This is a genomic window from Sorangium sp. So ce426 (assembly GCF_051475585.1).
In the GTDB taxonomy this organism is placed as follows: Bacteria; Myxococcota_A; Polyangia; order Polyangiales; family Polyangiaceae; genus Sorangium; species Sorangium cellulosum_B.
Window position 1 is genome coordinate 9,171,057 of record NZ_CP150341.1, and the last position, 26,869, is coordinate 9,197,925.

Consider the following 26,869-nt stretch of genomic DNA (forward strand, 5'->3'; position numbering starts at 1 on the left):
GAGGAGACCGGGTGAGCGGCGCTCAGGAGAAGCCCATCGGGCACCGCCCTGCCGGCTGCGGCGCGGCGGGCCGGAGCGCCGGCTCCGCGGGGCTGCCCTGGACCGCAGCCGGGCGGCCTTCCGCCCTCGATCGCTCACGCTCCCCTTCCAGGATCATCGCCACATCCCCGCTCGGCCCCATGGTGAGCCCGCGGCGCACGTGGTGAATGGGCGCCTGGCTCTCGAGCCGGAGCCTGTATCTCCCGAGGATCGTGCCGAGGGCGACCTTCATCTCGTACATCGCGAACGCCGCGCCCAGGCACCGGCGGGCGCCGCCGCCAAAGGCGATGAACTCGAAGGGTGTGAATTTCCGATCGAGGAACCGCGAAGGGCGGAATCGCCCAGGCGACGGGTAGAGATCCTCGCGGCCATGCAGGAGCAGCGGCGAGGCGGCGATCGCCTCGCCGGCCGGGATGGTATAGCCCTTGAGCTGGAACGGCCTCTTCACGACGCGGGCGACGTCCACCACCGGCGGGTGGAGGCGGAGCGCCTCCAGGCACACCGCCTCCAGGTACGGCAGCGACGCGAGCGCGTCCGCCTCGGGCGCGGGACCGAGCGCGTCGAGCTCGTCGAGGAGGCGCGCGAGCACGGCCGGCTCGCGGTGCAGCCAGTACATCGCCCACCCGAGCGACATGGCCGTCGTCTCGTGGCCAGCGAACAGGAGCGCCCGGAGCTGGTCCGCGATCTCGACCTCGCTCATGCCCGCGCCGTCGTCGTGGCGGGCGCTCATCATCAGGCCCAGGATGTCCTGCGAAGCGTCCCCCTCCGCGCGCCTCGCCCGGATCTCCTCGAAGAGCAGCGCGTCGAGCGCCCTGGCCGCGCGCTTGTGGCGCGCGTAGGGGCCGAAGCCGGCGAAGTCGCGGCGGAGCGCAGGGATGATCATGAAGCTCGGGCTCAGCGACTCGATGAGCCCGAGCACGGCCTCGCGGGTCCTGCCGACGCGCGCCTCGCCCCGCACGCCGAAGACCACGCGGACGATCACGTCGAGCGCGATCGCCTGGGTCGCCGCGAGCATCGAGAACGAGCGGCCCGGCCGCCACCGCGACGCCACGTCCAGGCTGATCTCCGCGATCGCGCCGCCATAACCCCGCATCGCGCCGGCGCTGAACGGCGGGGCGAGCAGCCGCCGATCGCGCCGGTGCCGCGCGCCCGCCGTCACGACCACCGACGAGGTCCCGAAGACCGGCTCCGTCAGCTGGACACCCCAGACATCGAACTCGTCGGGGTCGGCCGTGTAGACCGCGCGGATCGCCTCCGGATCACCCGTGATGGTCAGTATCCCGTTCGGCGACCTCAGGCGAAACGTGGGGCCGTACTCGGCGGCGTAGCGCCTGAAGACGGGCTCGGAGGAAATGAATCCTGCGCGAATGAAATCCACAAGGCTGAGCGACTTCGGCCCGGGCGGCAGATTTCCCATCGAGCTGCTCCGTGGGTGAACGAGGGTTGTCGGATGTCCCGGGCCGGAGAAGACCAGGGCGCCGGGGACATTCCGACACGCGGGCCGGCGTTCGGTTCCCTCGGTTCCGTCGATTCCGAGAGATCGCCCGCCCGCGCTCAGGTCGCGGCCTCGGCGCCAGGCGGACGGACAGCGACCGCGCGGGACAGGAGCAGCACGCCGGTGAAGAGGTAACCCGAGCAGGAACGGAAGACATCGTAGGAGCGGCCCAGCAGCGGAGCGCTACGAAGAATGTCCCCGATGCGCCACATCTCCTCGTGGCGCGTGATCTCGAAGCTCTCGCCGCCGTCGATCATGCAGAAATCGTAGGTCAGGATCACCCGCACGGGGTACGCGCAGCGCGGGAACAGCCGCAGGTACAAGGTGCTGTCGACCAGGGCGCGGCCCGCGTCACGCCGCTCGGAGAGCCGGACGCTCAGCTGAGAGACGTCGAGGTCGAAGCGGCCGCCGACGCGAGCTCCAGAGAGGCCGACCTGGTACGTCTCGATCCCGCGCACGCGCCGCCATGGATTGACGAACTCGATGCCACGGGCAAGGTAGGGATAGACCTCCTTCTCGAGCGTCGCGATCGGAACCTTCGTGTCGTACATGAGGAGCGAGAGGCGTCGGAAGCGCGCCTCCAGGTCGGCGAGCCCGAGGCGCGGCATCGTGGGGATCGTGAACGGGAGGCAGTTCACTTTTGTCGCCATGTCGTGACTCTCCATCCGGATACGCCCCCCGCCCGGTGTGAAGCGCCGGTCCGGGCGCGGAGCGATGCAGGCCGAGACGCAATGCATGGGCCGAGGCGGAGCGTGCTGGAGGTGCGTGCTCTGCGGCGCGTCGCTCCGCCCCGCGCGCCCCGCGCGCCGCGTGTGCGCCGCCGCGCAAGGCGCTCGAAAGGCGCTGTTCTCCGCGTGGTTCAGGGGGAGAATCGGCGCGTCCGCCGTGGATTGCCCTGGTCCCTGGGGCGTCCGCGGTTATCTTCCCGCGCCGTTCGGCACGAAGCGCGCGGCGTTTCGCCCTCTCTGCCGGCGGCGAGTCACGAGGAGAAGAAGTGTCACGGGTTGTGGAGCGCGCAGCGAAGACCGCCAGCAGTCTCACGGAGCGGCGCAGCGCCGCGGCGCGGCGGGTCGCCGCGTTCATGGCGCTCACCCTCGCCTCGGCGGGGTGCGCCGCGCAGGGAGCGCCGGCGCCCCCCGCGCGCGGCGGCGCGCACCCCGGCGCGAGCGCTGGAGCGCCGGCGCCCGCCGCGCGCGGCGGCGCGGACGGCGCAGACGCCGGCGCGAGCGCGGCCGCAGAGCCGATCTTCCGTGAGGCGGAGTCGCTCGCGGGGCGCTACCGCGTGATCGGCGTGCAGCTCTTCGTGCTCGACCAGGCCGCGGAGGCGGGCGCGGCGGGCGCGCGCGGCGCGGCGCGGCGGGCGGCGCTCGAAGCAGAGGCCGCGCGGCTGCGGGCGGGCGTCGCGGCGGCCTGCGCCGCGCTCGTCGACGCGCCGGCGCTGCGCGCAGCGGAGCAGCGGCCGCGAGCGCTCCTCGCGCTCGCGCGGGCGCTCCAGGACGGCGGGGACGCGCGCGGCGCCGAGGCGCGGCTGCGCCAGCTCGCGCTCGAGCACCCGGCGTCCGGCGAGGCGGCCGAGGCCTACCTCGCGCTGGCCGACCTGGCGTTCGCCGCGGGGCGCCTCGACGAGGCGGTGATCGCCTGCGACGGCGCGCTCCGCGGCGCCGCGGGGGCGCCGCTCCGCAAGCGCGCTCTCTACGTGAAGTCGTGGAGCCTGCGGGGCCTCGGCGGCCGAAGCGCCACCGAGGGGGCCATGAGGGCGCTGCGCGCCATCGTGCAGCTCGGCCCCGCGCGCGCCGGCTCGCTGGAGGCGACGATCGACGAGGCCGCGGAGCGAGAGCTCGTCGAGCTCTACGCGGCGCACGGCGACCTCGCGCAGGCCCGCGCCTTCTTCGCGGGCGCGGGCGAGCGCGCGGGCCGGCGGCTGCTCGGCGAGGTGGAGGCCCGCGCCGCGCGGCGCGGGCGCCCGGAGCCGCCCGATCGACCGGCCCTGTGAGGAGCGCCGCCGCCGCCGGGGAGCCTCACCCTTCGCCCGTGTCGATCCGGAACCGCGGCGCCTCGATGCGCTCCCCCCGGCACGCCGGGCAGCGGCTCGGCTTCGCGAGCGACCGCCGCTCGTCGAACGCGTAGCCGCAGCGCAGGCAGCGCGCCGGCGCGACCGAGAGCCGCTCGCCGCGCGCGCGCAACGAGCGCGCGAGGTGCTCGAGGTGCGGCGCCACGTCGCGCTCCCGCATCCCGAGGCGGGTGGAGAGCTCCCACGCGGTCGCCGCTCCCCTGCGGAGCTCCTCCAGGAGCGCCTGCCGCACCGTCTCCGACCGGGGCGCTGGGTTCGGCGGTGGCTTCGGGTCGCTCATCGCTCTCCGCGAGCGTGACACCGCGGCGGCGCCGGTCCAGCGCCGATCGCTCGCGGCTCGCGCGCTGGGCTCGCGCCGCGCACCAGCGCCGCACGGCCAGGACAGGCGCACAGGTGCCGCCTCTCACGACGGCGGGGCAGCGCAGCGCGGCACAGACCGCGCGGCCATTGCGCTGCCCACAGCGCGCACGGAGAATGCCGCTCCGGAGAACAGCAGCGCATGATCCCGTGCCCGTCCGACGACGCCCTGGCCACCTGGCTCGCGGGCAACTTCCCGCACGACGACGCGGCGAGCATCCGCGGGCACGTGGCCGGCTGCGACGGCTGCCGCGCGCGGCTCTCGACGCGCCCGAGCGAGAGCGACCTCGGGGCGCCGCTCTTCCTCCACGCGACGCACCAGCGCTTCGGCGAGAGCGAGCGGCCGCCGTCGCCCCCGCTCTCCTGGGCGCCGCCCTCGGCCTTCGACGACTACCGCGTGGTGCGGCCGCTCGGCCGCGGGGGCATGGGGCAGGTGTACCTCGCCCACGACGAGGTCCTCGACCGGCCCGTCGCGCTCAAGTTCGTCGCGGCGGACAGCCCCGATCCCAGGACCATCGAGCGGCTGCGCGTCGAGGCCCGCGCGATCGCGCGCCTCCAGCACCCCAACGTCGTCGCCGTCTACCGGATCGGCGAGGTGCGCGGGCGGCCGTACATCGCCTACGAGTTCGTCGAGGGCGAGCCGCTCGAGCTGCTCCCGAAGCCGATCCCGTGGCCCGCCGCGCTGCGCCTCGCGCTCGGCCTCGCGCGCGGGCTCGCCGCGGCGCACCGGCGGGGCGTCCTCCACCGCGACATCAAGCCGGCGAACGTGATGCTCGACGCGAGCGGCGAGGTGAAGCTGCTCGACTTCGGCCTCGCCAAGCTCGCCGACCGGCCCGGCGCCCCCGCCCTCGACGCCGGCCCTCGCGCCGCGCCGAATTCCGCGCCGCCCTCGCCGTGGGCGCTCGCGGACATGTCCGCCCTGACGACCGCGATCCCGGTGGCGCTCGACGCGGCCTCCACGGTCGGGACCGCGAGCCTGACCGACGGCGGCATGATGATGGGCACGCCACTCTACCTCGCGCCCGAGCTCTGGACGGGCACCGCCGGCACGCCCCGCTCCGACGTCTACGCGCTCGGGCTGGTCCTCTACGAGCTGTGCGCGGGCCGGCTGCCTCACGCGGGGCTCGAGGTGCACGCGATCGCCAGCTGGGTGACGGCGCGGGCGCTCCCGCCGCTGCGCTCGATCTGCCCCGACGTCCCGGAGATGCTCGCGGCCGTCATCGATCGCTGCGTCCTGCGCGAGCCGGAGGCGCGCTTCGCGTCGGCCGAGGAGGTGCAGGCCGCGCTCGAGGAGACCGAGGCGCTCTGCCGGGCGTTCCAGATCGTGCGCCCCGCGTCGTCCCCCGCGAGCGGGCAGGACGCGGGCGCGGACGTCGTGCGCGCCTCGTTCGAGCGCCTCGCCCCGCGCGCCGAGGCGCTCGTGACGCGCTTCTACGAGCGGCTCTTCGCCCGCGAGCCGGCGCTCCGGGCGCTGTTCCCGCCGGACATGCGCGAGCAGCGGCTCAAGCTCGCCGCGGCGCTGCAGCTCGTCGTCGACAACCTGCGCGCGCCGGACAAGCTGGTCGAGATGCTCGAGGCGCTCGGCCGCCGCCACGCGGCGTACGCCGCGTTGCCCGAGCATTTCGACGCCGTGGGCCGCGCGCTGCTCGAGGCGCTCGAGGAGCTCGAAGGGGACGCGTGGTCGCCCGTCACCGCGCGGGCCTGGGCGGGCGCGTACGCGCAGGTCGCCGAGGCGATGCGGCGCGGGCTCGAGGCCGCGCGGGAGGGGGTGGTCTCCTCCACGCGGGCGCCCGCGCGGCTGCACGCCGCGGAGACCCGCTTCGCCACGAGCGCCGACGCGAGCCTGGCCTACAGGACCGCGGGCGCCGGGCCGATCGATCTGGTGCTGGTCCAGGGGTGGGTGACGCACGTGGAGGCCGCGTGGGAGGGCGCGCTCGTCTCCCGGTTCTTCGCCGAGCTCGGCGCGTGGGCGCGCCTCATCGTGCTCGACCAGCGCGGCACCGGGATGAGCGAGCGCGAGGGCGCGGGCGCTCCGGCCGAGCAGCAGGCGGAGGATCTGCTGGCGGTGCTGGACGCGGCCGGCGTGGCGCGCGGCGCGCTCCTCGGCGTCGGCGCCGGGTTCGCGCCGTGCGCGCTGCTCGCGGCGGCGCACCCGGCCCGGGCGCGCGCCCTGATCGCGCTCGGGAGCGCGGCGCAGATGTCTGCCTGGCCGGGGTGCCTCTTCGGGCTCGCCGGCGACGACGCCGAGGAGGCCGAGCGCGCGCTGCGGAGCGGCTGGGGTGAGCCGCTCTTCCTCGATCGCCTGGCCCCGTCCGCGGCGGATGACGGCGCGTTCCGGCGCTTCTGGGCCGCGTACCTGCGCCACGGCGCGAGCCCCGGCGGGGCGGCGCGCATGCTCCGGGCACACGCGGCGGCGGACGTCCGGTCCGCGCTGGGCCGGGTGAGCGCCCCGACGCTCGTGCTGCACCGGGCCGGCGATCGGGCCGTCCCGGCGGCGGCCGGGCGCGACCTCGCCGGCCGCATCCCCGGCGCGCGCCACGTCGAGCTGCCGGGCGACGATCACCTCCCCTTCGTCGGCGAGTCAGGTCCGCTGCTCGCCGAGCTGCGGGCCTTCCTTGGCGCGGATGCCGGGGGGAGCCCCCTCTCGAGCCTCGCGCCCTCCGCCGCGCTCGGCGCCGCCTCCGGCGGCTGACGCGCTCGGCGCGGGGGCCAGGCACGCGGTGCGTCGTCGCCCGGCTCGCGCCGCGGAGCTCTCGTGGACACTCCTGGGCTCGCAACACGAGCCGCCGGACGCGCGCCGGTCTCTCGGACGCCCGCGCTCGCTGCGCTTCCTCAACCGATGTTTGCCCGCGCTACGATGGGCCGATGGGCCGATGGGCCGATGCGCTGATGGACTGATGAGCTGATGAGCTCGAGTTCAGCGTGCGGACGTCCGCGTCTCCGGCTTCGCCCGATACGACTTGAGAGTTCTCCTTATCTCGATATCTCTCCGGAAAAAGGGAAACATCCTGTCTGCCTTGCGATCCCGTGATTCCCCCGCTAGCTTGAATTGATGATGGGATGGTCGCCCCCGCTGACCTGCTGTATCGCTGCCGTGCTTGGCGCATTCGCGAGCGCTTGCTCCGGGACGGAGCAGGGCTCTGCCGGCGCAGCGGCGGGCGCGGGCGGGGCGGAAGGCGACGGCAGCGCCGAGAGCGCGGGCGGCGCCGAGAGCGCGGGCGGCGAGGACGCGGGCGGGGGCGGGGGCGCCGACTGCCCTCCTGGTGAGGAGGGCTGTCCCTGTGGGCCTCTGGGCCAGTGCGACGACGGGCTCCGCTGCACAGACAGCGTATGTATTTCGGAGTGTACCAGCGCCGAGGATGACCCGATGGTCGACGGCGACTGCGACTGGCGGGGAGGCCCGGAGGACCCCTCATTCCAGCGCTCGGATGCGTGGGGCACCACGGGGGCAGCGCTCGTCTCCCCCGAGGTCGAGGGCAACGGCAACCCCGGGGCCGGCATCATCGGGAGAGACGCGGTGTGCCAGATGGCCGGCTTCTATCAGCGCCTCTCGATGCCGGACCTCGCGTGCGCCGGGCCGCTCCTCCTCACGTTCGCCGCGCGCATCGGCTGCGAGCTCGCGATGGACTGCCTCGGCCCGCCGGGGGTCGGGGTCCGGATCGACGGAGGGATCACCGACCTCGATCTCATGCCCTCCTCGTCCTTTTCCCCGCAACGCGTGTGCCTGGGAGAGCGCGCCTACGGCAGGCCGATCGAGCTGCTCCTCGGGCCCGCACGGCGCTCTCCCCTGTGTGATGAGGACACCGGACAGGACTTCACGCTGACGTTCGATGACGTCGCCCTTCGGCCTGATGAAATGAACGAGTGTCCGCCGCCTGGCCAGGTGCTGAACGGCGACTTCGAAGCAGGCGCCGCCGGCTGGAGGGCGACCCCCGAGGGCGGCGTCTCCGAGATCGAGCGCGGCCTGGGCCAGGGCGGCGGCAAGGGCGGACACCTCGCCACGACGCTGTTCTGCCAGGCTCCCTCGCTCGAGGGCACGCTCTCGGCGCCCTTGCCGTCCGCCGCGCTGCCGAGCCCGGCGCTCCGCATCTGGAGCCGTGGCAGCCCAGGGGCCATCGTCGACGTGATGCTGAGCGCGCACCGGCTGACGGCCCTGACGGGCACGGGCGAGGCGCAGGTCTCGCATGCCTGCTTGCCTCGGTGGGCGCTCGGCATGGCGCACCGCCTCGCGTTCGCCTTCCGGAACCGGCACAGCCAGCCGTGCATGGACGAGAACGAGCGGGATTTCACGGTGGATGATCTCGCCATCGTCTCTGACGACCGCTGCCCCGGGGACGCGCCGATCTTCGACCCCGGCTTCGAGAACCCCGGCGCCGACGCGGGCCTCTCGCCGACATGGGTCCTCAACGCGGAGGACCCCGCGCGCGGCAGCGCCAGGCTCGCGGTCGACGCGGCGGCCGCGCACGCCGGCGACGTCTCGCTCTCGCTGTCCGTGCGGAAGCCGTGCCGCGAGCCCTCGGCCTCCACCGTGTTCACCGTCCCCGAGCCTCAGGGGACGGCCGGTCCGGCGCTGAAGTTCTGGTACCGCACGAGCCACCTCCTCGCGGCGACCGCCTCCTCGACGCCAGGGGGCGCCCTGGCCGCCAGCGAGCGCTGGACGCAACAGACGATCTGCCTGGATCCGCGCACGGCGGGCATGCCCCAGCCGATCTCTTTCAAGATAAGAGCCAGCGGCACCTGCGATGCGCCGCTCGACGACGAGGCCTTGCACGTGGACGACGTCGAGGCGACGACCGATCCCTCCTGCCCGGCAGCGGCGCTCCCCTGAGCCGCGGAGCCCTGGCGCCTCGATTCGCCGGGCAGAGGGCGCCTCCCGGCTCAGCCGCGCTTCCGGCCCACCAGGATGACGATCGGATAGGCGAAGTGGACCTCGTCCCCCCGGAGCTCTGCGCCCACGCCGAGCGCGTCGACGCCGACGTCGGCGCGGTAGAGGGCCCGGAGCCGGTCCGCTCCGCCGGGCTCCGGGAAGGAGGCCCGGAGCGTGGCCTCGAGCTCGACCTCGAGCCGGTACCGCGTCGTCGCCTCGATCTCCAGCCCCGCCGCGTCGAACAGGGCGCCGAGCTCGCGCTCGGTGAGCGCGCTCGCGTGCGACGGATCGCGGATCTTCTCGGCGGCGTCGTACGCCGCCCGCTTGTCCTCGGCCGGCGCCACGTCGATCACGGCGACTCGCCCGCTCCTCTGGCACACGCGGGCCATCTCGCGCAGCGTCACGAGCGGCTCCAGCAGGTGATGGAAGCTGTAGCGCGTCGTGACCAGGCGATAGCTCTCGTCCGGATAGGGCAGCCGGCTCGCGTCGCCGAGCTCCCAGGTGACGTTGGAGAGGCCGAGGCTCGCCTGCCTCTTCCGCGCCTCGTCCAGCATCGCCGGGACGATGTCGAGCCCCCGCACGCTCGCCACGCGCTGCGCCAGCGCGCAGGCGACGATCCCCGGCCCGCAGGCCACGTCCAGGGCCGCGTCGCTCGGCGCCGGGGCGAGCGCGTCGAGCAGCAGCCCCATGGCGGACTCCGCCGAGTGGGCCCGGACCTCGGCGAACGGCCTGGCCTGGCGGGTGAACTGTTCCTGTATCAGCGCATCGTGCGCCGCGGGAGTCGCTTGCTTCATGGCGCTCGAAGATGGACGCGCTCCGGCTTTACGGCTGCCGGCGATCGGACAAAGATCACCGCCGAGAGGCCACGCCTTGCAAGCCCGCGTCCTGACCCCGACGGAGACCACCGAGCACCTCGCGCGGCTCGGGCTCGACCATGCCCACGCGCGCGCGTTCTCCTACGAAGACGAGCTGCGGGGAGCCGTGTACGGCTGGCACGCCCACGCGCGGCACCAGCTGCTCTGTCCTCTGGCCGGCACGGCGCGCCTCGAGGTCGAGGACGCGTCCTTCCTGCTCCCCCCGCAGCTCGCCGCGCTCATCCCCGCGGGCGAGCGGCACGCCACCACCTGCGGCGACGCGTCCATCGTCTCGATCTATTTCGAGCCCGCCGCGTTCCCTTCCCCCCTCGCGGCGGTGAGGATCTTCGAGATCCCCGCGCTCCTGCGCGAGATGGTGATCTACGCGCGCCGCTGGCCTGTCGCGCGGCGTCCGGACGACCCCGCGGCCAACACGTTCTTCGCGGCGATGGCGGACATCATCGGCCCGCTCCTCGATCGCGGCGCCACGTACCGGCTGCCCCGCGGCAAGACGCGGCCGGTGCAGCGCGCGATCGAGTGCGCGCTGCGCGACGTCTCCAGCGCCGATCTCCCGCGGGCCGCGGCGTTCGCAGGGGCGACCGAGCGCACGCTGCGGCGGCGGTTCCGCGAGGAGACCGGCGTCACGTGGCGCGGCTTCGTCACGCGCGCGCGCGTGCTCCGGGCGATCGACCTGCTCTCCAGCCCGAGCGCCAGCGTCACGCAGGTCGCGCTGGACGTCGGCTTCCAGAGCCTCGGCGCGTTCGCCGCCGCGTTCCGCGCCGTCACCGGCCAGACGCCGAGCGAGTTTCGCAGGACCGCCCGGCCATCGCCGGACGGCGGACACAAGAGCTGACCTGACGGCGCTGACGCGATCTCGCGGCGCTCGCCGCGTGCGGGCGGCCCCCCGCGGCGCGCGCCGCGAGATCGCGGATTACTGCGTGATCGCCCGGAGGTCGAGCATCTCTTCGACGCTCGGGACCACGATGAGGTCGCAGCGGCGGTTCTTCTGCCGGCCCTCGTCGGTGTCGTTGGTCGCGACCGGATCGGTGTCCGCGAAGCCCGCCGCGCTCCAGTTCGCGACGGGGAGCGCGCCCCCGCCGCCCTTGACGTCGGCCGGGCTGACGAGGAACACGAGCACCTCGCGGGCGCGCATCAGCGACAGGCCCCAGTTGTCGCGGAACTGGCCGCCCGCGAGCGGCTTGTTGTCCGTGTGGCCGGCGACCTGGTAGTCGCGCTGGAGCAGCGACTTGTCGTTCTTGACGACCGTCGCCACCTTGAGGAGGATCTCCTTGCCCTCCTTCTTCAGCGTCTCGCGCCCGGAGTCGAAGAGGACGTCGCCCGGCAGCGAGATGACCATCCGGTTGTTCCGGATGTTCACCGCCAGGCCGAGCTTCGTGAGCTCGTCCAGCTTCTTCTTGAGCGTCTCGAACCGCGCCTTGATCGCCTCCAGCTGGCGGGCGCGGGCCTTGAACTCGGCGAGCGCCTTCTCGCGCTCCTCCAGCGTCGAGCTCAGCTGCGACACCTGCGTGCTCGTCGCCTGGAGGTTCTCGTTCAGCTTGCCGATGTCGACCCCGGCCGCCTCGAGCTGCTTCGTCAGCTCCGCGACCTTCGTCTGGGCCGCCTCGAGCTCCTTCTGCGTCTCGGCCAGGCGGCCCTCCGTGGTCTGGTGCTGGCTCTGAAGGCGGTTGTACTTGTCGAGCTGGGCCTTCCACTCCTCCTCGGAGTAGCCGCACCCCAGCGAGGACGACGCGATCACGGCAGGCAGGAAGGCCGCGAAGGCGGTTCTGCGACCTTTCAAGACACGAGGGTGCATGAGCACGCTCCTTCACTCTAGTTGGTGAACATGAGCTGGGGCCGATGGCTCGGCCCGCGCCCGGTTCCAGGTGACAGCGGCCTGTCAGGCCGTGCGGACGCGTACCCTACCGAGGTCGCGCGCGATTGTAAAAGGCCGTATCGAGCCGCCCGACCCGCCGCCTCGCGCGCCTCTCTCCGTCGCCGCGCCCCGTCACCGCGTCCGCCAGGCGCGGCGCGCTGACGCGGCGCGTGTATGCGCCATCGCAACACAGGCGCGCTTGTCCATTGTTCCCGCCTGCGCACCTGCTAATGGGACGGCCCATGGCCTATCGCATCACGCTGATCCCGGGCGACGGCATCGGCCCGGAGGTGGTGACGGCGACTCAGGATGTGGTCTCCGCCGCCGGCGTCGCCGTCGACTGGGAGATCCACCACGCGGGCATCGAGGTCGCGAAGCTGACGGGCTCGCCGCTCCCCCTCCCCGTGATCGACGCCGTGCGGAAGAACCGGATCGCCCTGAAGGGCCCGGTGACGACGCCGATCGGGGGCGGGTTCCGCTCGGTCAACGTCACGCTCCGGCAGACGCTCGACCTCTACGCGAACGTGCGGCCGATCCGCAGCCTGCCGGGCGTCGACCCGCGGTTCGACGTCGACATGGTCATCGTGCGCGAGAACACCGAGGGGCTCTACGCCGGGCTCGAGCTCATGATCCTGCCCGGCGTGGCCCAGAGCATCAAGCTCACGACCGAGCGGGGCTCGACGCGCATCGCGGAGTTCGCGTTCCGGTACGCGAAGAAGCACGGCCGGAGCAAGGTGACGATCGTCCACAAGGCGAACATCATGAAGATCTCCGACGGCCTCGCGCTCGACTGCGCGCGGCGGGTGGCCGTGGGGCACCCCGAGATCCAGCTCGGCGAGATGATCGTCGACGCGGCGGCCATGACGATGGTCCGCGATCCGAACCGGCTCGGCGTGATCGTGACGGAGAACCTCTACGGCGACATCCTCTCGGACCTCGGGGCCGGCCTTGTCGGCGGGCTAGGGGTCGTGCCCGGCGCGAACATCGGCGACGACGCGGCGGTCTTCGAGGCGGTGCACGGGTCGGCGCCGGACATCGCGGGCAAGGGCTACGCGAACCCGACGGCGCTCGTGCAGAGCGCCGTGATGATGCTGCGGCACCTCGGCGAGCACGACGCGGGCGATCGGATCGAGCGGGCGCTGACGACGCTCTACCGGGCCGGCGAGGTGCGCACGCGCGACCTCGGCGGCGCCGCGAGCACGAGCGACTTCACCCGGGCGCTCTGCGCGGAGATCGAAAGGCCTCGCGCGGAGGCCTAGCGGAGGGCATCCTGATCCCGCAGACGTGGGATCCGCCTTCACGTGGCTGCTCGAGTGGTGCGCCGAGCTCGTCGGCGCGACGGACGGGGCTGCCGGCGCCTCGGGCGACGACGCGAGGCGCCGGCGGCGGCTGCGGCTCTTCCTCGCGCTCTCGTCGCTCGTCGCGGCGAGCTACTTCCTCAGCGAGATCTGGGGCGTGAAGGGCCTGCTCCCGGCCGCCCTGTTCTTCGCGCTCGCGGTGAAGGCGACGCGCGCCGTCCTCGACGCGCGCGCGTCCGTGTGGCGCGCCGCCGCGCTCGACCTCGAGGACCCGGCGCAGCGCCCGCGCGCCGGCGGGGATCCGTGGCTCTCGCCCCCGACGGCGAGGGTCCTGCGCGCGCTGGCCGCGGTGATCGACGCCGCGCGCCGGGAGCGCTACGCGGCCGCGCTGGAGCGGCTCCCGTCGATCGATCGGGCCGCGCTCCGGCCCGACGAGGCGCGGCTGCTCGAAGCGGCCCGCGCGCTGCTCTCGCTGGGCCTCGGCGACCCGGCGCGCGCGGCGCAGCAGGCGATCGTCGCGCTGCCCACGGGGATCGACGCCATCGACGCGCGGCTCGGCCGCGTGGTGATGGCCGACGCGTGGAAGAGCCCCGCGCGGCTCGAGGCGATCGATCGCGCGTGGCGGCAGGAGCTCCAGGGCGGCGTGGCGTCCGAGGCGCTCGAGCGCCTCCTGTCGCTGTCGCGGCTGCGCCTCGCGCCGCACGCGGTGGAGGCGCTCCAGCCCGTCGAGGCGCGCGCGCTGTCGGCCGAGGCCTGGTCGATCGGCGAGGAGGAGCTCGCCGCGGCGCTCGAGTCCCGCGCGCGGAGCGGCGTGTACCGCTGAACCGGCGGCTCACCGCGCCGGCTCACGGCGGCGGCTCGCGCGGCACGGCGGGCGCGATCTCGCGCAGCAGGCGGAGGCCGCCGAGCGAGATCTCGACCACCACGGCGAGCCGCTCCGCCACGAGCTGCTCCGCCGAGGGCCCCGCGGCGCGCGTCTCCGCGACGAAGGCGAAGCAGCGCCGGCCGGAGCCGCCGAAGGCGACCGCGAAGCCGTCGATCGGCGCTCCCGGCGGGGAGTCGGCGACGCCGATCGCCACGACCGTGTCGAACCCCTCCGGCACGTCGATCCGGCGCTCGGCGGCGGTGAGGCCCTCGCCGGGGCGCGGCAGGTCGCGCCAGAGCCGCGCGCGCGCCTCGCACGCCGCGCGGCTCGCGCGGCCGTCCTCGCGCCAGGTGCGCACGAGCAGCGACGTCGACGACGCGGCGTGGGTCGCGACGAGCCAGGGGCCCTCGCCGTCCTCGACGCGGAAGCCGCGCGCGTCGGGCAGGGGGAGCCGGAGATCGAAGCGATCCGAGCGGTATTCGCCGAGCTCGCCGTCGTCGAGCGTCGACGCCGCCTGCGCGGGCGGCGCGGGCCTCGGCGGCCCGGGCGGCGCGGCCGGGGCGGGCGCGCACGCGGGTACCAGGGCGAGCAGCGCGGCGGCCGGCGCGAGGGCGCGGCGTGCGAGGCGCGCGCGCGCCTCCGGCTGCGGCGCGTGCCCCGGCGCTCCCTCGGGCTCGGCGCGCGGCTCCGGCCTCATCGCGTGAGCAGCACGAGCAACGCGCCTGCGCCGCCCTCCGCGTCCGGGGCCGTCGCGAAGGCGGCGACGTGGCGGGCGACGCGGCCGTTGCTCAGCCAGGCGGCGATCTCGCCGCGGAGCACGGCGTGGCCGCCGGGCGAGTGGTTGCCCTTGCCGTGGACGATGGCGACGACGCGGTCGCCGTCGCGCTGGCGCTTGCACACGAACGCCTCGACGGCCTCGCGCGCCGCCTCGAGCCTCAGGCCGTGCAGATCGAGCGTGCCGTCGACGGCGTAGCGGGCGCGGCGGAGCCGCCTGAGCTCGCGCGGATCGACGTCGAGGCGCCGGCCCTCGATGCGCTCGCTGTCGTCCGTCGTCTCGAACTTGATCCCCTCGATGACGAGCGAGCGCATGCGCGAGCGCGCGTCCTCGTCCGGATCGAACGCGATCGTCGGGAGCGCGGCCCGCTCGACGCGGCTGGCGGTGACCGGGATCCGGGTCGCGCGATCCTCGAGCACGCGCACGCCGGCCATGTAGATGGCGAAGGTCTCGGGGTCGACGGGCCGCGGCGCAGGCTCGGCGCCTGCCCGCGGCGCCGCGCCTGCGCCCGGGGGCGCGGGCGATCTCGTCTTGGGTTTCGCCTCGGTCGAGGCCGCCGCCTTGGGCTTCGCCTCGGGCGAGCCCGCCGTCGCCTTGGGCTTCGCCTCGGTCGAGGCCGCCGTCGCCTTGGGCTTCGCCTCGGGCGCCGGCTTGGCCTTGTTCAGCTGCCGGAGCGTGGAGAACGGCTGATAGAACGCCTCATTCACCTTGCGCGCCGCCTTCGCGGCTCGCTCCGGGCTGGCCGTCGTTCTCGTGTCTCTCTCGCGCTTCGCGCCCTTCGCCATCCCCCAGAACATCGCTCGCTAGGCCGCGGAGTGCAAACCGGACGGCTTCGATGCCGGCGAGCTGCCCGTCCTCGAAGTGCCAGTCGGGGTCGTCGAGGCCGGGGAAGTCGTGCGGGTTGCGGATGTCCTCGGCCGTGAGCGTGGGGATGAGGCGCCTCGCGAGGTCGATGACCTTGGCCCTCTGCGCTCCCTCCATGTCGGCGAGCAGCGCGAAGATGCGATGGAAGAGCTCCGCGGGCGAGGGGGCGGCGGGCGGGGCGCCTGGGCGGCCCGCGTCGTGAGAGCGCATCGGGCGCAGCATACGCCATCGGGCCGGGCGCTGCGCGGCGCGAGGAACGGGGACCCACCCGCCCCCGGCGCCGCCCCTGGATCGAGGTCAGCGAGGCTCTTCGAGGCGCATGATCGGCCCGGGGCTGCCCTCTGCCGGCGTTGCATCCGATCGCCCGAGGTCATGGGGCCGCCCGTGGGGGTGGAAGCCCCCGTACGGCCTGAAGGGTCTGAACGGCCGGAAATGCCCATACGGCCTGAAGGGTCTGAACGGCCGAAAATGCCCATACGGCCTGTGCGGCCCGAATGGCCTGAACGGCCGGAAATGCCCATGATATGGGGCATCATCCGGGGGAATCCTGGCGTCGGGGAAGTCCGAGCTCGTCATCTCCTCGACGAGCACGAGATCTTCGATGGGCGTCGTGCTCTCCGCAGCAGCCATCTGCGCGGTGCCGAGCGCCATTCCGGACAGCGCCAGGGCCCCGAGCGCTTTCACCAGCTTCATCACGGAATCCTTTCGCGATGCGAGCGTCCTGCCGGGAATCATCCCGTGCGGGCTGCGTCCATGGCGATGCAAGGGTGAGGCCCGTTCGCGGCGGACCGCTGGTGTCGCGAACGGCAGCGCGGGTTCCTGACAATCGTGGATCGGCGCCGCGCCTCGCACGCCGCGGGGCGTCGCGTGTGCGCGCGGTGGACAGCGACCGGCACCCGCCTGCGCGCGTGCGCGTCGATAGCGACGCAACTGTCCCCTTCCCGGCTCAGGGCGTGATCAGGACATTCGACAGATCATCGACGATCCTGCCGACATCGCCGCCCTCGAGATTGACGAGCACGGTGATAGAAGCATCCTTGTCGACCGTGTAATAAGACGACGACGTGAAGCCCCAGATACCGCCGTCGTGCCCGACCTGGACGCCGAGCGGAGATTCCCGGCGCGACAGCCCGAGGCCGTACCCAGTGACCTCGCCGAGGGGCGCGTCGACCCACGCGGTCATCTCTTCGAGCTCGGCGGGGCCGAGCAGCGTGCCGTCGAGCACCTTGCGGTAGAAGCGCGTGAGATCGCCCGTGGTCGAGACCAGCGCGCCCGCCGCGCCGGCCGCCGACGCGTCGATCGCGGAGGTCATCTCGACGAGCTCCCCCCGGCTCCGCCCGTAACCGTGCACGAGGCCGGGCAGGGCCTCCTCGGCGCCGTCGAGGTAGGTGTGCGCGAGCCCCGCCGGCTCGAGGACGCGGGCGCGGAGCAGCTCGCCGATGGGCTCTCCCGAGGCCGCTTCGACGATCAGGCCGGCGATGATGTAGTTCGTGTTGGAGTAGGCGAAGCCGCGCCCTGGCTCGAAATACGGCGGCCTCGACGCCGCGAGCTCGATGAGCTCCGCGGGCGTCCACGCGCGCGTCGGCTCGTCGAGGGCCGCGGTCCAGAACGCGTCGAGCTCCGTGTAGTCGAAGACGCCGCTCGTGTGGTTCAGGATCTGTCGCACGGAGATCTGCTCTCCGCGGGGGACACCGCCGACGTACGCCGAGACGGCGTCGTCGAGCGACAGCCGGCCTTGCGCGCGGAGCATCAGCGCCAGCGTGGCGACGAAGGTCTTCGTGATGCTCCCTGCGCGGAAGAGATCTCCGGGCTGGATGGCCACGTCGGCCTCGGTGTCCGCGACCCCCGCGGCGCCGAGCCAGCTGCACCCGCCGAGGTGCACGGCGGCGGCCGCGCCGGGGAGCCGCTGCGCATCCACGGCCGCGTCGAGCGCGCTCTGGAGCTCGACCGAGAGATCGTCGCAGCCGGCGCCCGGCGCAGGGTCTGGGCCGCCAGGTCCAGCGGCGACGCTCCCGACGCCGACGCTCCCGTGGCCCTCGTCGTCCGTGGTGGCCACCACGTCGCGCGGAGCGGGCGAGGAGCTCGTACACCCCGCGAGCAGGACAACACCAATCCAAGAAGAGAAGAGAGCGGTCGGCCGAAGGACACGGCTCATCGATCGGGTCTCCATGGCCTCCCCGTGAGGTCCATTGCTGCGCTCCGCGGCGCCGCTCCCGATCTCCAGGGGCGGCCCGCGAAGGACGGGCATCGAGACGCGACGGGTCCGACCGTGTCAACCGGCCCGCGAAGATGCGGGTGCTCTCGCTCACGCAGGACGTCGATAACGCAGCTTATCGCGTGAGTCGGCAGACAGGCCGTTCCCACGAATCATGCGCGACGGCGAGCGCCCGCAGCAAGGTGATCACGGCGATCGAGTGGCTGATCCGGCCGTCCTGCATCGCCGCCCTCACGTCCTCTGCGCTCATCACGACCGCTTCCGTGCTCTCGTGCTCATCGCCCTCGGGCTCGCCGACCCGCCGCGCGCCGCGCGCCAGGTAGAGGAAGCAGCGGTTCGCCTGGAGCGCGGGATTCGGGTGTACCCACCCGAGCGTCTCGAGCGACTCCACAGCATACCCCGTCTCCTCCAGGAGCTCGCGCGGCGCAGCGGCCGCCGGCTCTTCCCCTGGATCGACGAGGCCGCCAGCCGTCTCGATGGTCACCGCGTCGACCCCGTGCCGGTACTGCCGCACCAGGACGAACTGACCTTCATCCGTGATCGCGGCCACCGAGATCCAGTCGGCGAGCTCCAGCGTGAAGGCGGGATAAGACGCGCCCGCAGCCATGACTTCATGGCGATGGATCGCGAGCGGACCGAACGTACCGGCGAGCGCCGAGGCGTGCCGGCGAGGAATCATGATACCCATCCCGCCTCACTACTACGGCGTGCCTCTCGCCGCCTTCTCCGGCACCGCTCCTGTCTTCTCCGTCACCGCTCCCACCTTCTCCTGCGTCGTGCTCGCCGTCTCCGGCGCTCCCGCCTTCTCCGGCGTCGCGCTCGCCTTCTCCGGCGCTCCCGCCTTCTCCGGCGTCGTGCTCGCCTTCTCCGGCGCTCCCGCCTTCTCCGGCGTCGTGCTCGCCTTCTCCGGCGCCGCGCTCGCCTTGTCCGGCGCAGGGCCCGCCATCTTCTCCGGCGCCGCGCTCGCGGACTTCTCCTTCTCGCGGCGCTCCCGCCGGAGCACCTCCTCCGCGTCCTCGCCGGACATCCCCTCGGTCGCCCCTCGCCCTTCGTCCTGCGGCGGCGGCCACGCGGTCACATAGCGGGGTGCCTCGCCGGGTCCGGACGCATCGATCCACGAGACGCTCCCCGTCCCTGGCGCGCGCACATCGACGTGCACGAACGAGCTGTTCGGATAGTACCCGCAGCCCGTGTCGGCGAGCGCGCGGCAGGCGGCGGCGAGCTCGTCGTTCCGCACCCCGGCGATGCGCAGATCGAGCGCCCGGCCCGTCTGGTGCAGGCTGCCCTGGCTCTGCGGCCGGTACCCGCTCACGAGCGACACGAGCCGGCCCGGGTACCGCCGCGCCAGCGCGTCGATGCGGGAGAGCAGCCCGGGATCGAGCAGCCGCACGCCGGGCGCGATCTCCCCTGCCTGCACCCCGCTCGCCCTGCTCCCGGCGGCTCGCGGCGCATCGCCGGCGCGCCGCCCCTTGCGGCTCGCCGCTTCCGGCCTCCGCGCAGGGGCGCCCTCGTCGGACAGGATCGGCCGCGGCGTGCCCCACGGGCGCGCAAGCAAGGAGAGCGCGCGCCGGGCCTCCTCGCGCGGCTTCCCCTTGCAGTCGACCAGCTCGAGGCGCTCGGGCTCCAGCCCGCTGCGATCCATCGACAGCACCGGTCCGTGGCACGGCTTCGGAGGCGCCTCCCGCTCCATCCCCTTCTTCGCCCCGCGCCGCTTGCTCTCGGCCGTGCGCGCCGCGCGCCTCTTCTCCTTCTTCCTCTCGCCGCCCGCCTTCTTCTTGGCGACCGCCTTTTTCCCGCCGCCCGCCTTCGCCGAGCCGCCCGCGTTCTCCTCCGCGCCTGCAGCCGCGTGCGGCGCCTCCCTGCGGGTACGGGCCTTCCCCTTCCGGTTCCGGCCCCCCGCCCCGCTCGTCTTCTCGTCACCGGTCGCCGCCGCGGCGCTCTTCGCGCGACGATCGGGCGAGCTCTCCCGCGTCTTCGTTCGCGGAGCTTGCTCCGCGCCTGCGGGGCTCGCCGGCGCCCGATCCCGACGGGTTTGCTCGCTCTTCTCTTCCCCCGATTCCCCGGACCTCCCGGCAGCGGCGTGCGCCCTGGGCAGCGGCTCCGCGCAGACGGGCCCCGCCAGGATCGCCGGCACCGCGATGCTCACCAGCGCCGAGAGCGCGGCCGCGCGAGCGCGCCTCAGGCGCGCACGAGGCTCCCCCCTGCGCACAGCTCCCCCTGCGTCCCGCGGCGCCGCGCCTTCACTGCTCACGGATCGAAGGCTCATCATGGAAAGCTCCAGTCGGGTCGGGTGTGAGTGCCATCCGCCAAGGAGCGGTTCTCCCAGACACGGCGTCGCCGCCCGTCCGCAGGATGTGGGATTGGGAAGGGCAGTCAGCGGTCCGCTTCTTGAATCGACCTGGGACGAGACCGGCAACCTCGAAACAGCGTCTCCGAGACGCCCCTCGCGGAAGCTCGCAAGCTCGGAAGGCAACCTCGGAAGGGAGACTCGGAAGGCAAGCTCAGAAGGGACCGAACCCTGAGGACAGGAATGGCATGAAGTGCGGAGGGCAGCCCAATTTTCTGCGGCGCTGACCAAAGGCTGTGGTAGGAACCCAGCTGCCTCGCGACTGCGGTCGGGTCGTGAGCGCGGCTCCGGGGTGCATGGGGGCAGAGCCCCTCGTCACGCGGTCCGCGGTCGGGTATCGCCCGGCGCACCACGCACTGCGGCGTGGCCCTACCTTCACGATCAACGCAACCAGCGTGATCAGCGCGGAGATAGGCGTCGCGTCCCTTGCGCAACATCGTCCGGGCCATCGCGGATCGCGGGGGAAGCGCCCGGCCCAACACGCACCAGCCTCATTCACCACAACATCGATGCAAGCGGGGCGCCACACGCGGGATGCGGAAGCCGAACCCGGTGGCGCGTCCATGATCGCTCCGAGGTCACCAGGGGCACGACATGCGGCGAATTCGTAGAGACGCAACCAAGGTCTGGCACAATCCCGAGCTCCACACGGCCTATGGCCGTGGTCAGCCGAACAGCGCGGGGCTGCCGCGTCCGACGCAGACCGGCGAGGACCGGCGGGCAGCCAAGCAACACCGCGCCGCGCTCGAGGCGCTGTTCTCTCCGCGCAAGGAGCCGGAGGCAGAGGACAGCAAGGGCGGGCGCGTCAAGTCCGGACGCGACGCCGCGTCCAAGGCGCCGGGGCGCATCGTCCTCGCGCCGCCTCCGCAGAGCGACCCGAAGGCCGTCGAGCGCCAGCGGCTCCTGTCGAAGCTGCTCTGCGCGTCGGGCCGGCCCAACATCTCCAAGGCCGCGAACGAGTTCCTCCGCGCCGGCCACGCCTTCCCCGCGGAGCAGGACGTGTACCTGCAGCTGCTCGAGCACAGCGACGAGCAGCGCATCCAGGAGGCGATCGACGAGCTCGCGGGCATCCTCGTCGGCGAGCTGCCGAAGCGGCGCGCCGTGCTCGAGTCGCGGCTCCGCCGCATCGAGGAGTTCGCGGAGGAGCCCGCGACGCGCGAGGCCGCCGAGCGGCTGCGCCGCCAGGTGAGCGGCAGGCCCGAGGCCCCGGCCCCGGACGGCGCGGCCCGGGGCGGCGGGGGCGGGGGCGTCTCCGAAGCGAGCGGCGAGGCGGAATGACGCGCGCGGAATTCGAGGCCGAGCTCCGCAAGCTGATCCAGGCGTTCGAGACGGGCACCGGCAACGAGCGGTGCGTCGCGTGCGTCTCGTGCGAGCGCTGCGTCGACTGCACGTTCTGCCGCAACTCGAAGGCGCTGCAGCGGTGCCACTACTGCGTCGACACCCAGCGCTCCTCGGACAGCACGCACTGCCGCGGCTGCCGCGATCTCATCGCGTGCAGCCACTGCGTCGCGTCCGAGCGGTGCACGCAGTCGTCGTACCTCGTGCGCTCGGTCGACTGCACCGGCTGCACCTACTGCTTCGGCTGCGTGGGCCTCGTGCGGAAGGACTTCCACATCCTCAACCAGCCGTACGATCGCAGCACCTACTTCAAGCTCACGGCCAAGCTGATGCGCGAGCTCGGGCTGAGCGCGGGCACCGGGGCGGAGCCCGCCGCGGCGCCCAGTCGAAGCGCGGCCGCGCAGCGCTAGCGATGCGCGCTGTCGTTCAACGCGCGCTCGGCGCGCGCGTCGAGGTCGAGGGCCAGGTGGTCGGCGCGATCGAGCGCGGCCTCGTGGCCTTCGTCGGCGCCGCGAAGGACGACGACGACGCCGACGCCGACCACGTCGCGAGCAAGATCGCGGGCCTCCGCGTGTTCAGCGACGACGCCGGCAAGATGTCGCGGGCGCTCGCGGACGTGCGCGGCGGCGGCGTGCTCGCGATCAGCCAGTTCACGCTCTTCGGAGACGTCCGGCGCGGCCTGAGGCCGAGCTTCGACGGCGCCATGGAGCCCGTGCGCGCCGAGGCGCTGTACGATCGCTTCGTCGCCGCCTTGCGGGCCCGCGGCCTCACGGTCGCCACGGGCCGCTTCCGCGCCGACATGCGCGTGTTCGTCGAGAACGACGGCCCGGTCACCATCCTCATCGATTCGAAGCGGACGTTCTGAGGGATCGGCGGCGACGGCCACCCCCTTTTCCCCGAGCGCCGCGCAGGCTACGGGGGAGCCATGCGGGTCACCATCGTGGGCGCGGGGGCGCTCGGGCGGATCTACGGCGTGCGCCTCGCCGCCCAGGGAGACGACGTCACGTTCGTGGTCCGGCCCGAGCGCGCCGGCGACGTACGGCCGTTCGTGGTCGAGCAGGTGAACGGCGCCGATCGACGCGACACGCTCGATCGCCCGCGCCTCGCGGCCGAGATCCCGGCCGACGCGGACGTCGTCCTGATCACCGTGCGCTTCGATCAGCTCGTCCCGCGCGCTGACCCCGGCGGCGCCGCGCAGCGCGCGGCGGGCGGCAGGTCGGTGGCGGATCTGCTCCGCGGCGGCCCGGCCGCGCCCGCCGTGGTGCTCACGCCGCTCCTGCCCAGGCAGCGCGCCGACCTCGAGGAGGCCGCCCAGCGCCGCATCACCCCCGCGATGCCGGGCGTCTCGGGCTACCTCGACGAGCGCGGCGTGGTCCGCGCCTGGATCACCGAGCTCGCGCCCACGCTCATCGACGAAGAGGGAGGCGCCCCCGCGGAGCGACCGCCGCTCGAGGAGCTCGCGCGCCGCCTCACGAGCGCCGGTGTCCCGGCGCGGCTCGAGCCCGACGTGGGCGCGCAGAACGTGGCCACCACGACCGCGTTCTTCCCGCTGATCGCCGCCATCGACGCGGGCGGCGGGGCGAGCGCCCTCCTCGAGAACGACGGCGTGCTCCGCACCGTGATCGAGGCCACCAGGGAGTCCGTCGCGCTCGCGGACCGGCTGGGCAAGGTGGCCCCGTGGACGAAGCTCCTCCTCCGGTTCATCGGGCCGCTCACGCTCAAGCCGGGCGTCGCGCTCGTGCGCCTGCTGGCCCCGGAGTTCTTGCGGTTCCTCGACGTGCATTTCGGCCCCAAGCTCCACGCGCAGCACCTCGCGATGGGCGCCACCATCCTCGAGATGGGCCGAGAGCGCGGCGTGAGCATGCCGGCGCTCGAGCGGCTGCTCGCGCACCTCGGCGGCCGCCCGCGGGCGCGCTGAGCCGCGGCTTCCTGCGCTGCGCGCGGGCGCCGCGTCGCTGCGTCAGCGCGCGCGCGCGGCCGCGAGCTGCGCCGCGAGCACGATCGCCTCGCGCATGCCGCGCGGATCGGCGCGCCCCGTGCCCGCGAGATCGTACGCGGTGCCGTGGTCGACGCTGGTGCGCACGATCGGCAGGCCGAGCGTGACGTTCACGGCCTCGCCGAAGCCCAGGAGCTTGCTCGGGATCGTCGCCTGGTCGTGGTACATGGCGACGACCCCGTCGAGCGCGCCGCGCGCCGCGAGCCGGAACGCCGTCTCCGCGCCGACGGGCCCGGTCAGCTCCGCCGCCGGGCCCGAGCGCGAGAGCCGCCGCGCCGCGAGGCGGATCCCCGGCGTGATCCGCACCTGCTCCTCGTCGCCGAGGAGCCCGCCTTCGCCTGCGTGCGGGTTGAGCGCGGCGACGGCCACGCGCGGCCTCTCGCGGCCGAGATCGCCGAGCAGCCGCGCGAGCCACACCGCGGCGCGCGCCACCTCGCGCGGGCTCACCGCGTCCGGCACCTCGCGCAGCGGCACGTGGGTCGTCACGAGGGCGGTCACGAGCTTGCCCGAGGCGAAGGCCATCGTGACCTCGCGCGCGCGGAGCCGCCGGCCCAGGTGCTCGGTGTGCCCGAGGAAGTCCGCGGACCCCGGCGCGCCGCTCGTGGCGATCGCGTGCTTCGACGCGGGCCCCGTGACCAGCGCCGCAGCGACGCCCTCGCGGACCAGGTCCGTCGCCGCGTCGATCCACGCGAGCTGCGCCGCGCCGTCCTCGGCCTCGGGCCGACCGAACGCGCTCGCCCGCGAGAGCCGCGCGCTGCCCGCCCAGAGCCCGATCGAGCCGGGCGCGAGCTCCTCGATGGCGGCGCGCCCATCGACGACGACGAGCCGGCGGGCCGCGACCCGGACGAGCCTCGCCGCCCGCCGGATGATCGCCTCGTCGCCGACGAGCACGCAGCGCGCGCCCTCGACGGACGCCGCGCCGGCCACGGCCACCTCGGGGCCCACCCCGCTGGGGCACCCGACGCTGATCGCGACGATCGGCGGCCCGGCGGGGCGTGAGCGACCGCCGCCGCGCGCCGCACCGGCGGCGGTCGTTCGCGCGCCGCCGCGGCGAACCGGCGACGTCATCGGGTGATGCGCCGCTCGCGCCCGGACGGCGTGGCGTCGTTCCCCGAGGGCGCCGCTCGCCGCTTGGCTTGCGCGGCCTCCTCCTCGTCGCCCTCGCCCTCGCCCTCGTCCTCGTCGCCCTCGTCGTCGCTGTCCTCGTCCTCGTCCTCGTCCTCGTCGCGCAGCTCCCCGCGCTCGTCGCCCTGGGCCTCCTCGCCGGCCCCGCCCCGCTGGAGCGCCCTGCTCGCGTCGCCGCCCTCGGGACCACCGGCGCCGGGGATCGGCGACTCGAGGCGGTACCCGGCCCCGCGCAGCGTGACGAGCGGCAGCGCCGCGCCGAGCTTCGCCCGGAGACGCCTCACGTGGATGTCGACGGTCCGCGCGCCGCCCTCGTACTGGCTGCCCCAGACACGGCGAAGAAGCTCTGTCCGCGACACAACTTTTCCGCGGCGCTCGCACACGTACGAGAGCAGCGCGAACTCCTTCGCGGTGAGCGGCACGTGCATGCCGCCGACCGAGACGTCGTGGGCCGCGCGATCGATGACGATCGCGCCCACCTTCACCCGCTCCTCGGTCGCGAACTCGCTGCGGCGCCACTCGACGAGGCGCACGCGCGCGTAGAGCTCGGCGGGCACGTACGGCACGAGCAGGAAGTCGTCGAAGCCGCTGGACGGCTCGATCCGCGCGATCTGCGCGACGCTCACGGCGACCAGCGCGCCGACCTCCTCGAGGCGCGGCTCGCGGCGCAGCGCGCGCAGCGCCGCGGCGGCCAGGTCCGGCCTGTCGAGCGCCTCGACGACGATCGCCCGCGCCTTGCTCTCGTCGTCGTGGAAGAGCCGCGGTGGATCATCCCAGAGATCCAGGGTTCGCACGTCAGCGCCCAGCGAGCGCAAGACCGATGCGGCACCCTCGTCGCGCTCCAGATCCGGTCCGTGTCCAACGATGGCTATGAACGAGCGACGCGCCATGAACGCCCCGTATACGGGTGTCACGACGGGCCGGCAAGACGCACCGCGCTAAACCCACCAATACCGCTGCGGGGCTTACCTTCCGCCTGGCGTTCCAGCCTTGAAAATCAGCCGATCCGCGTTCCGCCGACCGTGATGAGATCGATCTTGATTGTGGGGCAGCCAACGCCCACGGGGACGCTCTGTCCGTCCTTGCCGCACGTCCAGATGCCGTCGGAGACGGCGACGTCGTGGCCGAGCATGGTGACGCGCCGGAGCACCTCGGGGCCGTTGCCGATGAGGTTCACGCCCTTGAGGGGCGCGGTCAGCTTGCCGTCCTCGATGAGGTAGCTCTCGGTCAGAGAGAACACGAAATCGCCGTTCGAGATGTCGACCTGGCCGCCGCCGAACTTCTTCGCGAAGACGCCTCGCTTCACGGACCTCACGATCTCCTCGGGATCATGCGGGCCCGCGAGCAGGATGGTGTTCGTCATCCTGGGCATCGGCGCGGCGGCGAAGCTCTCGCGCCGCCCGTTGCCGGTCGGCGTGAGCCCGAAGTGCCGGGCCGAGAGCCGGTCGTGCATGTACCCGACGAGCTTGCCGTTCTCGATGAGCGTGCTGCGCTCGGGCTCGTGGCCCTCGTCGTCCACGTTGATCGTGCCGCGCGACTGGAGGAGCGTCGCGTCGTCCACCACGGTGCACAGCGGGCTCGCGACGTCCTTGCCGATCTGCCCCGCGTAGTTGCTGGTCCCCTTGCGGTTGAAGTCCGCCTCGAGCCCGTGCCCCACCGCCTCGTGGAGCAGGATGCCGCTGTCGCCCGGGGCGAGCACGACGTTCATCTCGCCGGCGGGCGCGTCGCGGGCGTCGAGCATCGCGACCGCCTGCCGCGCGGCCTCCTCGGCGTGCCACTCCGGCGACTTGCCCTCGAAGTAGGCCGTCGTCATGCGCCCGCCGCCGCCGCTCGAGCCTTCCTGGCGCTTTCCGCTGCGCTCGGCGAGCGCGCGCACGCCGAAGCGGATGAGCGGCTGGACGTCGTGCGCCATCCGCCCGTCGCTCGTCGCCACGAGGACCTCGCGCACCTCCTCGACGAAGCTCGCCTCCGCCTTGACGATGCTGGGATCGTAGGCGAGCGCCGCGGCGCTCGCGCGCTCGAGCAGCGCGCGCTTCGCGAGCCCGGGGGCGTCGAGCGAGATGCTGGGCAGCTCGTAGCGGGTCGGCAGCTCGCGGCGCCTGAGCTCGATCTTCTCCTTGCCGCCCGAGCCCGTCGCGATCTGCGCCGCCGTCTCGGCGGCGCGCCGCATCGCCTCCCAGGTGAGGTCCTCCGTGTACGCGTACCCGGTCGCGTCTCCTCGCTGGACGCGGACGCCGACCCCCATCGACACCCCACGCGAGGCCGCCTTGAGGATCCCTTCGTCGAAGGTGAACCCGCCTCCGGCGCGGTACTCGAAGAAGAGGTCAGCGTAATCACCACCCTTGGACAGGGCGACCGAGAGGAGCCGCTCGCAAAGCGCGGCGTCGACGGCATTTTCCTCTCCAGGAGCGAACGGGGCACGGTAGGCCTGGCTGCGCGACATGGTGCCCAACTCTAGGTCCATTCGCCGGGACGGTCGAGAAACGGCGG

The 26,869-nt window shown here is 73.7% G+C and carries 25 protein-coding genes; 10 read left to right on the forward strand and 15 right to left on the reverse strand.

Annotated elements, in window-relative coordinates; all coding sequences use genetic code 11:
• Window positions 1-22: 22 nt before the first annotated feature.
• Both WMF44_RS34245 and WMF44_RS34250 read right to left on the reverse strand, forming a co-directional pair.
• Window positions 23-1,456: a cytochrome P450 gene (locus tag WMF44_RS34245; RefSeq protein WP_437294249.1), complete on the reverse strand. Its 1,434-nt coding sequence runs from the start codon at window positions 1,454-1,456 to the stop codon at window positions 23-25.
• A 137-nt stretch (window positions 1,457-1,593) separates the two neighbouring features.
• Window positions 1,594-2,184, reverse strand: coding sequence for a hypothetical protein (locus WMF44_RS34250; RefSeq protein WP_437294250.1), 591 nt, complete (start codon window positions 2,182-2,184; stop codon window positions 1,594-1,596).
• Between the two features lie 344 nt (window positions 2,185-2,528).
• On the opposite strand from WMF44_RS34250, the gene WMF44_RS34255 reads away from it, so the two are divergent.
• Complete coding sequence (locus WMF44_RS34255) at window positions 2,529-3,527, forward strand: hypothetical protein (RefSeq protein WP_437294251.1); 999 nt, start codon at window positions 2,529-2,531, stop codon at window positions 3,525-3,527.
• A gap of 25 nt (window positions 3,528-3,552) precedes the next feature.
• Here WMF44_RS34255 and WMF44_RS34260 read toward each other — a convergent pair whose 3' ends face one another.
• On the reverse strand, window positions 3,553-3,885 hold the full coding sequence (locus WMF44_RS34260; RefSeq protein ID WP_437294252.1) for a transcriptional regulator: 333 nt from the start codon (window positions 3,883-3,885) through the stop codon (window positions 3,553-3,555).
• A 219-nt stretch (window positions 3,886-4,104) separates the two neighbouring features.
• Here WMF44_RS34260 and WMF44_RS34265 point away from each other — a divergent pair, with 219 nt between their 5' ends.
• Together WMF44_RS34265 and WMF44_RS34270 are read left to right on the forward strand one after the other, a co-directional pair.
• A complete protein-coding gene (locus WMF44_RS34265) occupies window positions 4,105-6,654 on the forward strand; it encodes an alpha/beta fold hydrolase (protein WP_437294253.1) in 2,550 nt (849 codons plus the stop codon).
• A 402-nt stretch (window positions 6,655-7,056) separates the two neighbouring features.
• Window positions 7,057-8,790 (forward strand): hypothetical protein, encoded by a 1,734-nt coding sequence (locus tag WMF44_RS34270; protein WP_437294254.1) that lies wholly within the window; start codon window positions 7,057-7,059, stop codon window positions 8,788-8,790.
• 50 nt (window positions 8,791-8,840) lie between these two features.
• Here WMF44_RS34270 and WMF44_RS34275 read toward each other — a convergent pair whose 3' ends face one another.
• Window positions 8,841-9,623, reverse strand: coding sequence for a class I SAM-dependent methyltransferase (locus WMF44_RS34275; RefSeq protein ID WP_437294255.1), 783 nt, complete (start codon window positions 9,621-9,623; stop codon window positions 8,841-8,843).
• Window positions 9,624-9,699: 76 nt separating this feature from the next.
• On the opposite strand from WMF44_RS34275, the gene WMF44_RS34280 reads away from it, so the two are divergent.
• The gene (locus WMF44_RS34280; RefSeq protein WP_437294256.1) at window positions 9,700-10,536 is read left to right on the forward strand and encodes an AraC family transcriptional regulator; all 837 of its coding nucleotides are present in this window, start codon (window positions 9,700-9,702) and stop codon (window positions 10,534-10,536) included.
• Between the two features lie 78 nt (window positions 10,537-10,614).
• Here WMF44_RS34280 and WMF44_RS34285 read toward each other — a convergent pair whose 3' ends face one another.
• On the reverse strand, window positions 10,615-11,481 hold the full coding sequence (locus WMF44_RS34285; protein WP_437294257.1) for an OmpA family protein: 867 nt from the start codon (window positions 11,479-11,481) through the stop codon (window positions 10,615-10,617).
• 317 nt (window positions 11,482-11,798) lie between these two features.
• On the opposite strand from WMF44_RS34285, the gene WMF44_RS34290 reads away from it, so the two are divergent.
• Entirely contained in the window at window positions 11,799-12,815 is a 1,017-nt protein-coding gene (locus WMF44_RS34290; protein WP_437294258.1) for an isocitrate/isopropylmalate dehydrogenase family protein, read from the forward strand.
• A 25-nt stretch (window positions 12,816-12,840) separates the two neighbouring features.
• Window positions 12,841-13,677, forward strand: a complete 837-nt coding sequence (locus tag WMF44_RS34295; protein ID WP_437294259.1) for a hypothetical protein — start codon at window positions 12,841-12,843, stop codon at window positions 13,675-13,677.
• Between the two features lie 22 nt (window positions 13,678-13,699).
• On the opposite strand, the gene WMF44_RS34300 is transcribed toward WMF44_RS34295, so the two are convergent.
• From WMF44_RS34300 to WMF44_RS34330, 7 genes are all read right to left on the reverse strand, one after another.
• A complete protein-coding gene (locus tag WMF44_RS34300; RefSeq protein WP_437294260.1) occupies window positions 13,700-14,416 on the reverse strand; it encodes a hypothetical protein in 717 nt (238 codons plus the stop codon).
• The gene (locus tag WMF44_RS34305; RefSeq protein ID WP_437294261.1) at window positions 14,413-15,201 is read right to left on the reverse strand and encodes a Smr/MutS family protein; all 789 of its coding nucleotides are present in this window, start codon (window positions 15,199-15,201) and stop codon (window positions 14,413-14,415) included. The genes WMF44_RS34300 and WMF44_RS34305 overlap by 4 nt, the downstream gene beginning before the upstream one ends.
• Window positions 15,194-15,568, reverse strand: a complete 375-nt coding sequence (locus tag WMF44_RS34310) for a hypothetical protein (protein WP_437294262.1) — start codon at window positions 15,566-15,568, stop codon at window positions 15,194-15,196. The genes WMF44_RS34305 and WMF44_RS34310 overlap by 8 nt, the downstream gene beginning before the upstream one ends.
• Window positions 15,569-15,655: 87 nt before the next feature.
• Complete coding sequence (locus WMF44_RS34315) at window positions 15,656-16,054, reverse strand: hypothetical protein (RefSeq protein WP_437294263.1); 399 nt, start codon at window positions 16,052-16,054, stop codon at window positions 15,656-15,658.
• 250 nt (window positions 16,055-16,304) lie between these two features.
• Window positions 16,305-17,513 (reverse strand): serine hydrolase domain-containing protein, encoded by a 1,209-nt coding sequence (locus tag WMF44_RS34320; protein WP_437294264.1) that lies wholly within the window; start codon window positions 17,511-17,513, stop codon window positions 16,305-16,307.
• 175 nt (window positions 17,514-17,688) lie between these two features.
• On the reverse strand, window positions 17,689-18,261 hold the full coding sequence (locus WMF44_RS34325) for an NUDIX hydrolase (protein ID WP_437294265.1): 573 nt from the start codon (window positions 18,259-18,261) through the stop codon (window positions 17,689-17,691).
• 12 nt (window positions 18,262-18,273) lie between these two features.
• Complete coding sequence (locus WMF44_RS34330) at window positions 18,274-19,719, reverse strand: DUF882 domain-containing protein (RefSeq protein ID WP_437294266.1); 1,446 nt, start codon at window positions 19,717-19,719, stop codon at window positions 18,274-18,276.
• 795 nt (window positions 19,720-20,514) lie between these two features.
• On the opposite strand from WMF44_RS34330, the gene WMF44_RS34335 reads away from it, so the two are divergent.
• From WMF44_RS34335 to WMF44_RS34350, 4 genes are read left to right on the forward strand one after another with little or no spacing between them, the layout of a single operon-like run.
• Complete coding sequence (locus WMF44_RS34335; protein WP_437294267.1) at window positions 20,515-21,198, forward strand: hypothetical protein; 684 nt, start codon at window positions 20,515-20,517, stop codon at window positions 21,196-21,198.
• Window positions 21,195-21,668 carry a hypothetical protein gene (locus WMF44_RS34340; RefSeq protein WP_437294268.1) on the forward strand — a complete coding sequence of 158 codons (474 nt, stop codon included), beginning with the start codon at window positions 21,195-21,197 and terminating at the stop codon, window positions 21,666-21,668. Before WMF44_RS34335 ends, WMF44_RS34340 begins: the two co-directional genes overlap by 4 nt.
• Window positions 21,669-21,670: 2 nt before the next feature.
• The gene (gene dtd, locus WMF44_RS34345) at window positions 21,671-22,123 is read left to right on the forward strand and encodes a D-aminoacyl-tRNA deacylase (RefSeq protein ID WP_437294269.1); all 453 of its coding nucleotides are present in this window, start codon (window positions 21,671-21,673) and stop codon (window positions 22,121-22,123) included.
• Window positions 22,124-22,183: 60 nt separating this feature from the next.
• The gene (locus WMF44_RS34350; RefSeq protein ID WP_437294270.1) at window positions 22,184-23,176 is read left to right on the forward strand and encodes a ketopantoate reductase family protein; all 993 of its coding nucleotides are present in this window, start codon (window positions 22,184-22,186) and stop codon (window positions 23,174-23,176) included.
• A 42-nt stretch (window positions 23,177-23,218) separates the two neighbouring features.
• Here WMF44_RS34350 and pdxA read toward each other — a convergent pair whose 3' ends face one another.
• From pdxA to WMF44_RS34365, 3 genes are all read right to left on the reverse strand, one after another.
• The gene (gene pdxA, locus WMF44_RS34355; RefSeq protein WP_437294271.1) at window positions 23,219-24,322 is read right to left on the reverse strand and encodes a 4-hydroxythreonine-4-phosphate dehydrogenase PdxA; all 1,104 of its coding nucleotides are present in this window, start codon (window positions 24,320-24,322) and stop codon (window positions 23,219-23,221) included.
• Complete coding sequence (locus WMF44_RS34360) at window positions 24,319-25,173, reverse strand: winged helix-turn-helix domain-containing protein (protein WP_437294272.1); 855 nt, start codon at window positions 25,171-25,173, stop codon at window positions 24,319-24,321. Before WMF44_RS34360 ends, pdxA begins: the two co-directional genes overlap by 4 nt.
• A 203-nt stretch (window positions 25,174-25,376) precedes the next feature.
• Complete coding sequence (locus tag WMF44_RS34365; protein WP_437294273.1) at window positions 25,377-26,822, reverse strand: TldD/PmbA family protein; 1,446 nt, start codon at window positions 26,820-26,822, stop codon at window positions 25,377-25,379.
• Window positions 26,823-26,869 lie beyond the last annotated feature (47 nt).

What these genes read in the sequence shown, in the direction of transcription:
- WMF44_RS34245 (WP_437294249.1), bottom strand. Translation starts at nt 1,456, where the DNA reads ATGGGAAATCTGCCGCCCGGGCCGAAGTCGCTCAGCCTTGTGGATTTC.
- pdxA (WP_437294271.1), bottom strand. Translation starts at nt 24,322, where the DNA reads ATGACGTCGCCGGTTCGCCGCGGCGGCGCGCGAACGACCGCCGCCGGT.
- WMF44_RS34340 (WP_437294268.1), top strand. Translation starts at nt 21,195, where the DNA reads ATGACGCGCGCGGAATTCGAGGCCGAGCTCCGCAAGCTGATCCAGGCG.
- WMF44_RS34250 (WP_437294250.1), bottom strand. Translation starts at nt 2,184, where the DNA reads ATGGCGACAAAAGTGAACTGCCTCCCGTTCACGATCCCCACGATGCCG.
- dtd (WP_437294269.1), top strand. Translation starts at nt 21,671, where the DNA reads ATGCGCGCTGTCGTTCAACGCGCGCTCGGCGCGCGCGTCGAGGTCGAG.
- WMF44_RS34260 (WP_437294252.1), bottom strand. Translation starts at nt 3,885, where the DNA reads ATGAGCGACCCGAAGCCACCGCCGAACCCAGCGCCCCGGTCGGAGACG.
- WMF44_RS34290 (WP_437294258.1), top strand. Translation starts at nt 11,799, where the DNA reads ATGGCCTATCGCATCACGCTGATCCCGGGCGACGGCATCGGCCCGGAG.
- WMF44_RS34325 (WP_437294265.1), bottom strand. Translation starts at nt 18,261, where the DNA reads ATGGGTATCATGATTCCTCGCCGGCACGCCTCGGCGCTCGCCGGTACG.
- WMF44_RS34300 (WP_437294260.1), bottom strand. Translation starts at nt 14,416, where the DNA reads ATGAGGCCGGAGCCGCGCGCCGAGCCCGAGGGAGCGCCGGGGCACGCG.
- WMF44_RS34310 (WP_437294262.1), bottom strand. Translation starts at nt 15,568, where the DNA reads ATGCGCTCTCACGACGCGGGCCGCCCAGGCGCCCCGCCCGCCGCCCCC.
- WMF44_RS34365 (WP_437294273.1), bottom strand. Translation starts at nt 26,822, where the DNA reads ATGTCGCGCAGCCAGGCCTACCGTGCCCCGTTCGCTCCTGGAGAGGAA.
- WMF44_RS34265 (WP_437294253.1), top strand. Translation starts at nt 4,105, where the DNA reads ATGATCCCGTGCCCGTCCGACGACGCCCTGGCCACCTGGCTCGCGGGC.
- WMF44_RS34320 (WP_437294264.1), bottom strand. Translation starts at nt 17,513, where the DNA reads ATGAGCCGTGTCCTTCGGCCGACCGCTCTCTTCTCTTCTTGGATTGGT.
- WMF44_RS34335 (WP_437294267.1), top strand. Translation starts at nt 20,515, where the DNA reads ATGCGGCGAATTCGTAGAGACGCAACCAAGGTCTGGCACAATCCCGAG.
- WMF44_RS34275 (WP_437294255.1), bottom strand. Translation starts at nt 9,623, where the DNA reads ATGAAGCAAGCGACTCCCGCGGCGCACGATGCGCTGATACAGGAACAG.
- WMF44_RS34350 (WP_437294270.1), top strand. Translation starts at nt 22,184, where the DNA reads ATGCGGGTCACCATCGTGGGCGCGGGGGCGCTCGGGCGGATCTACGGC.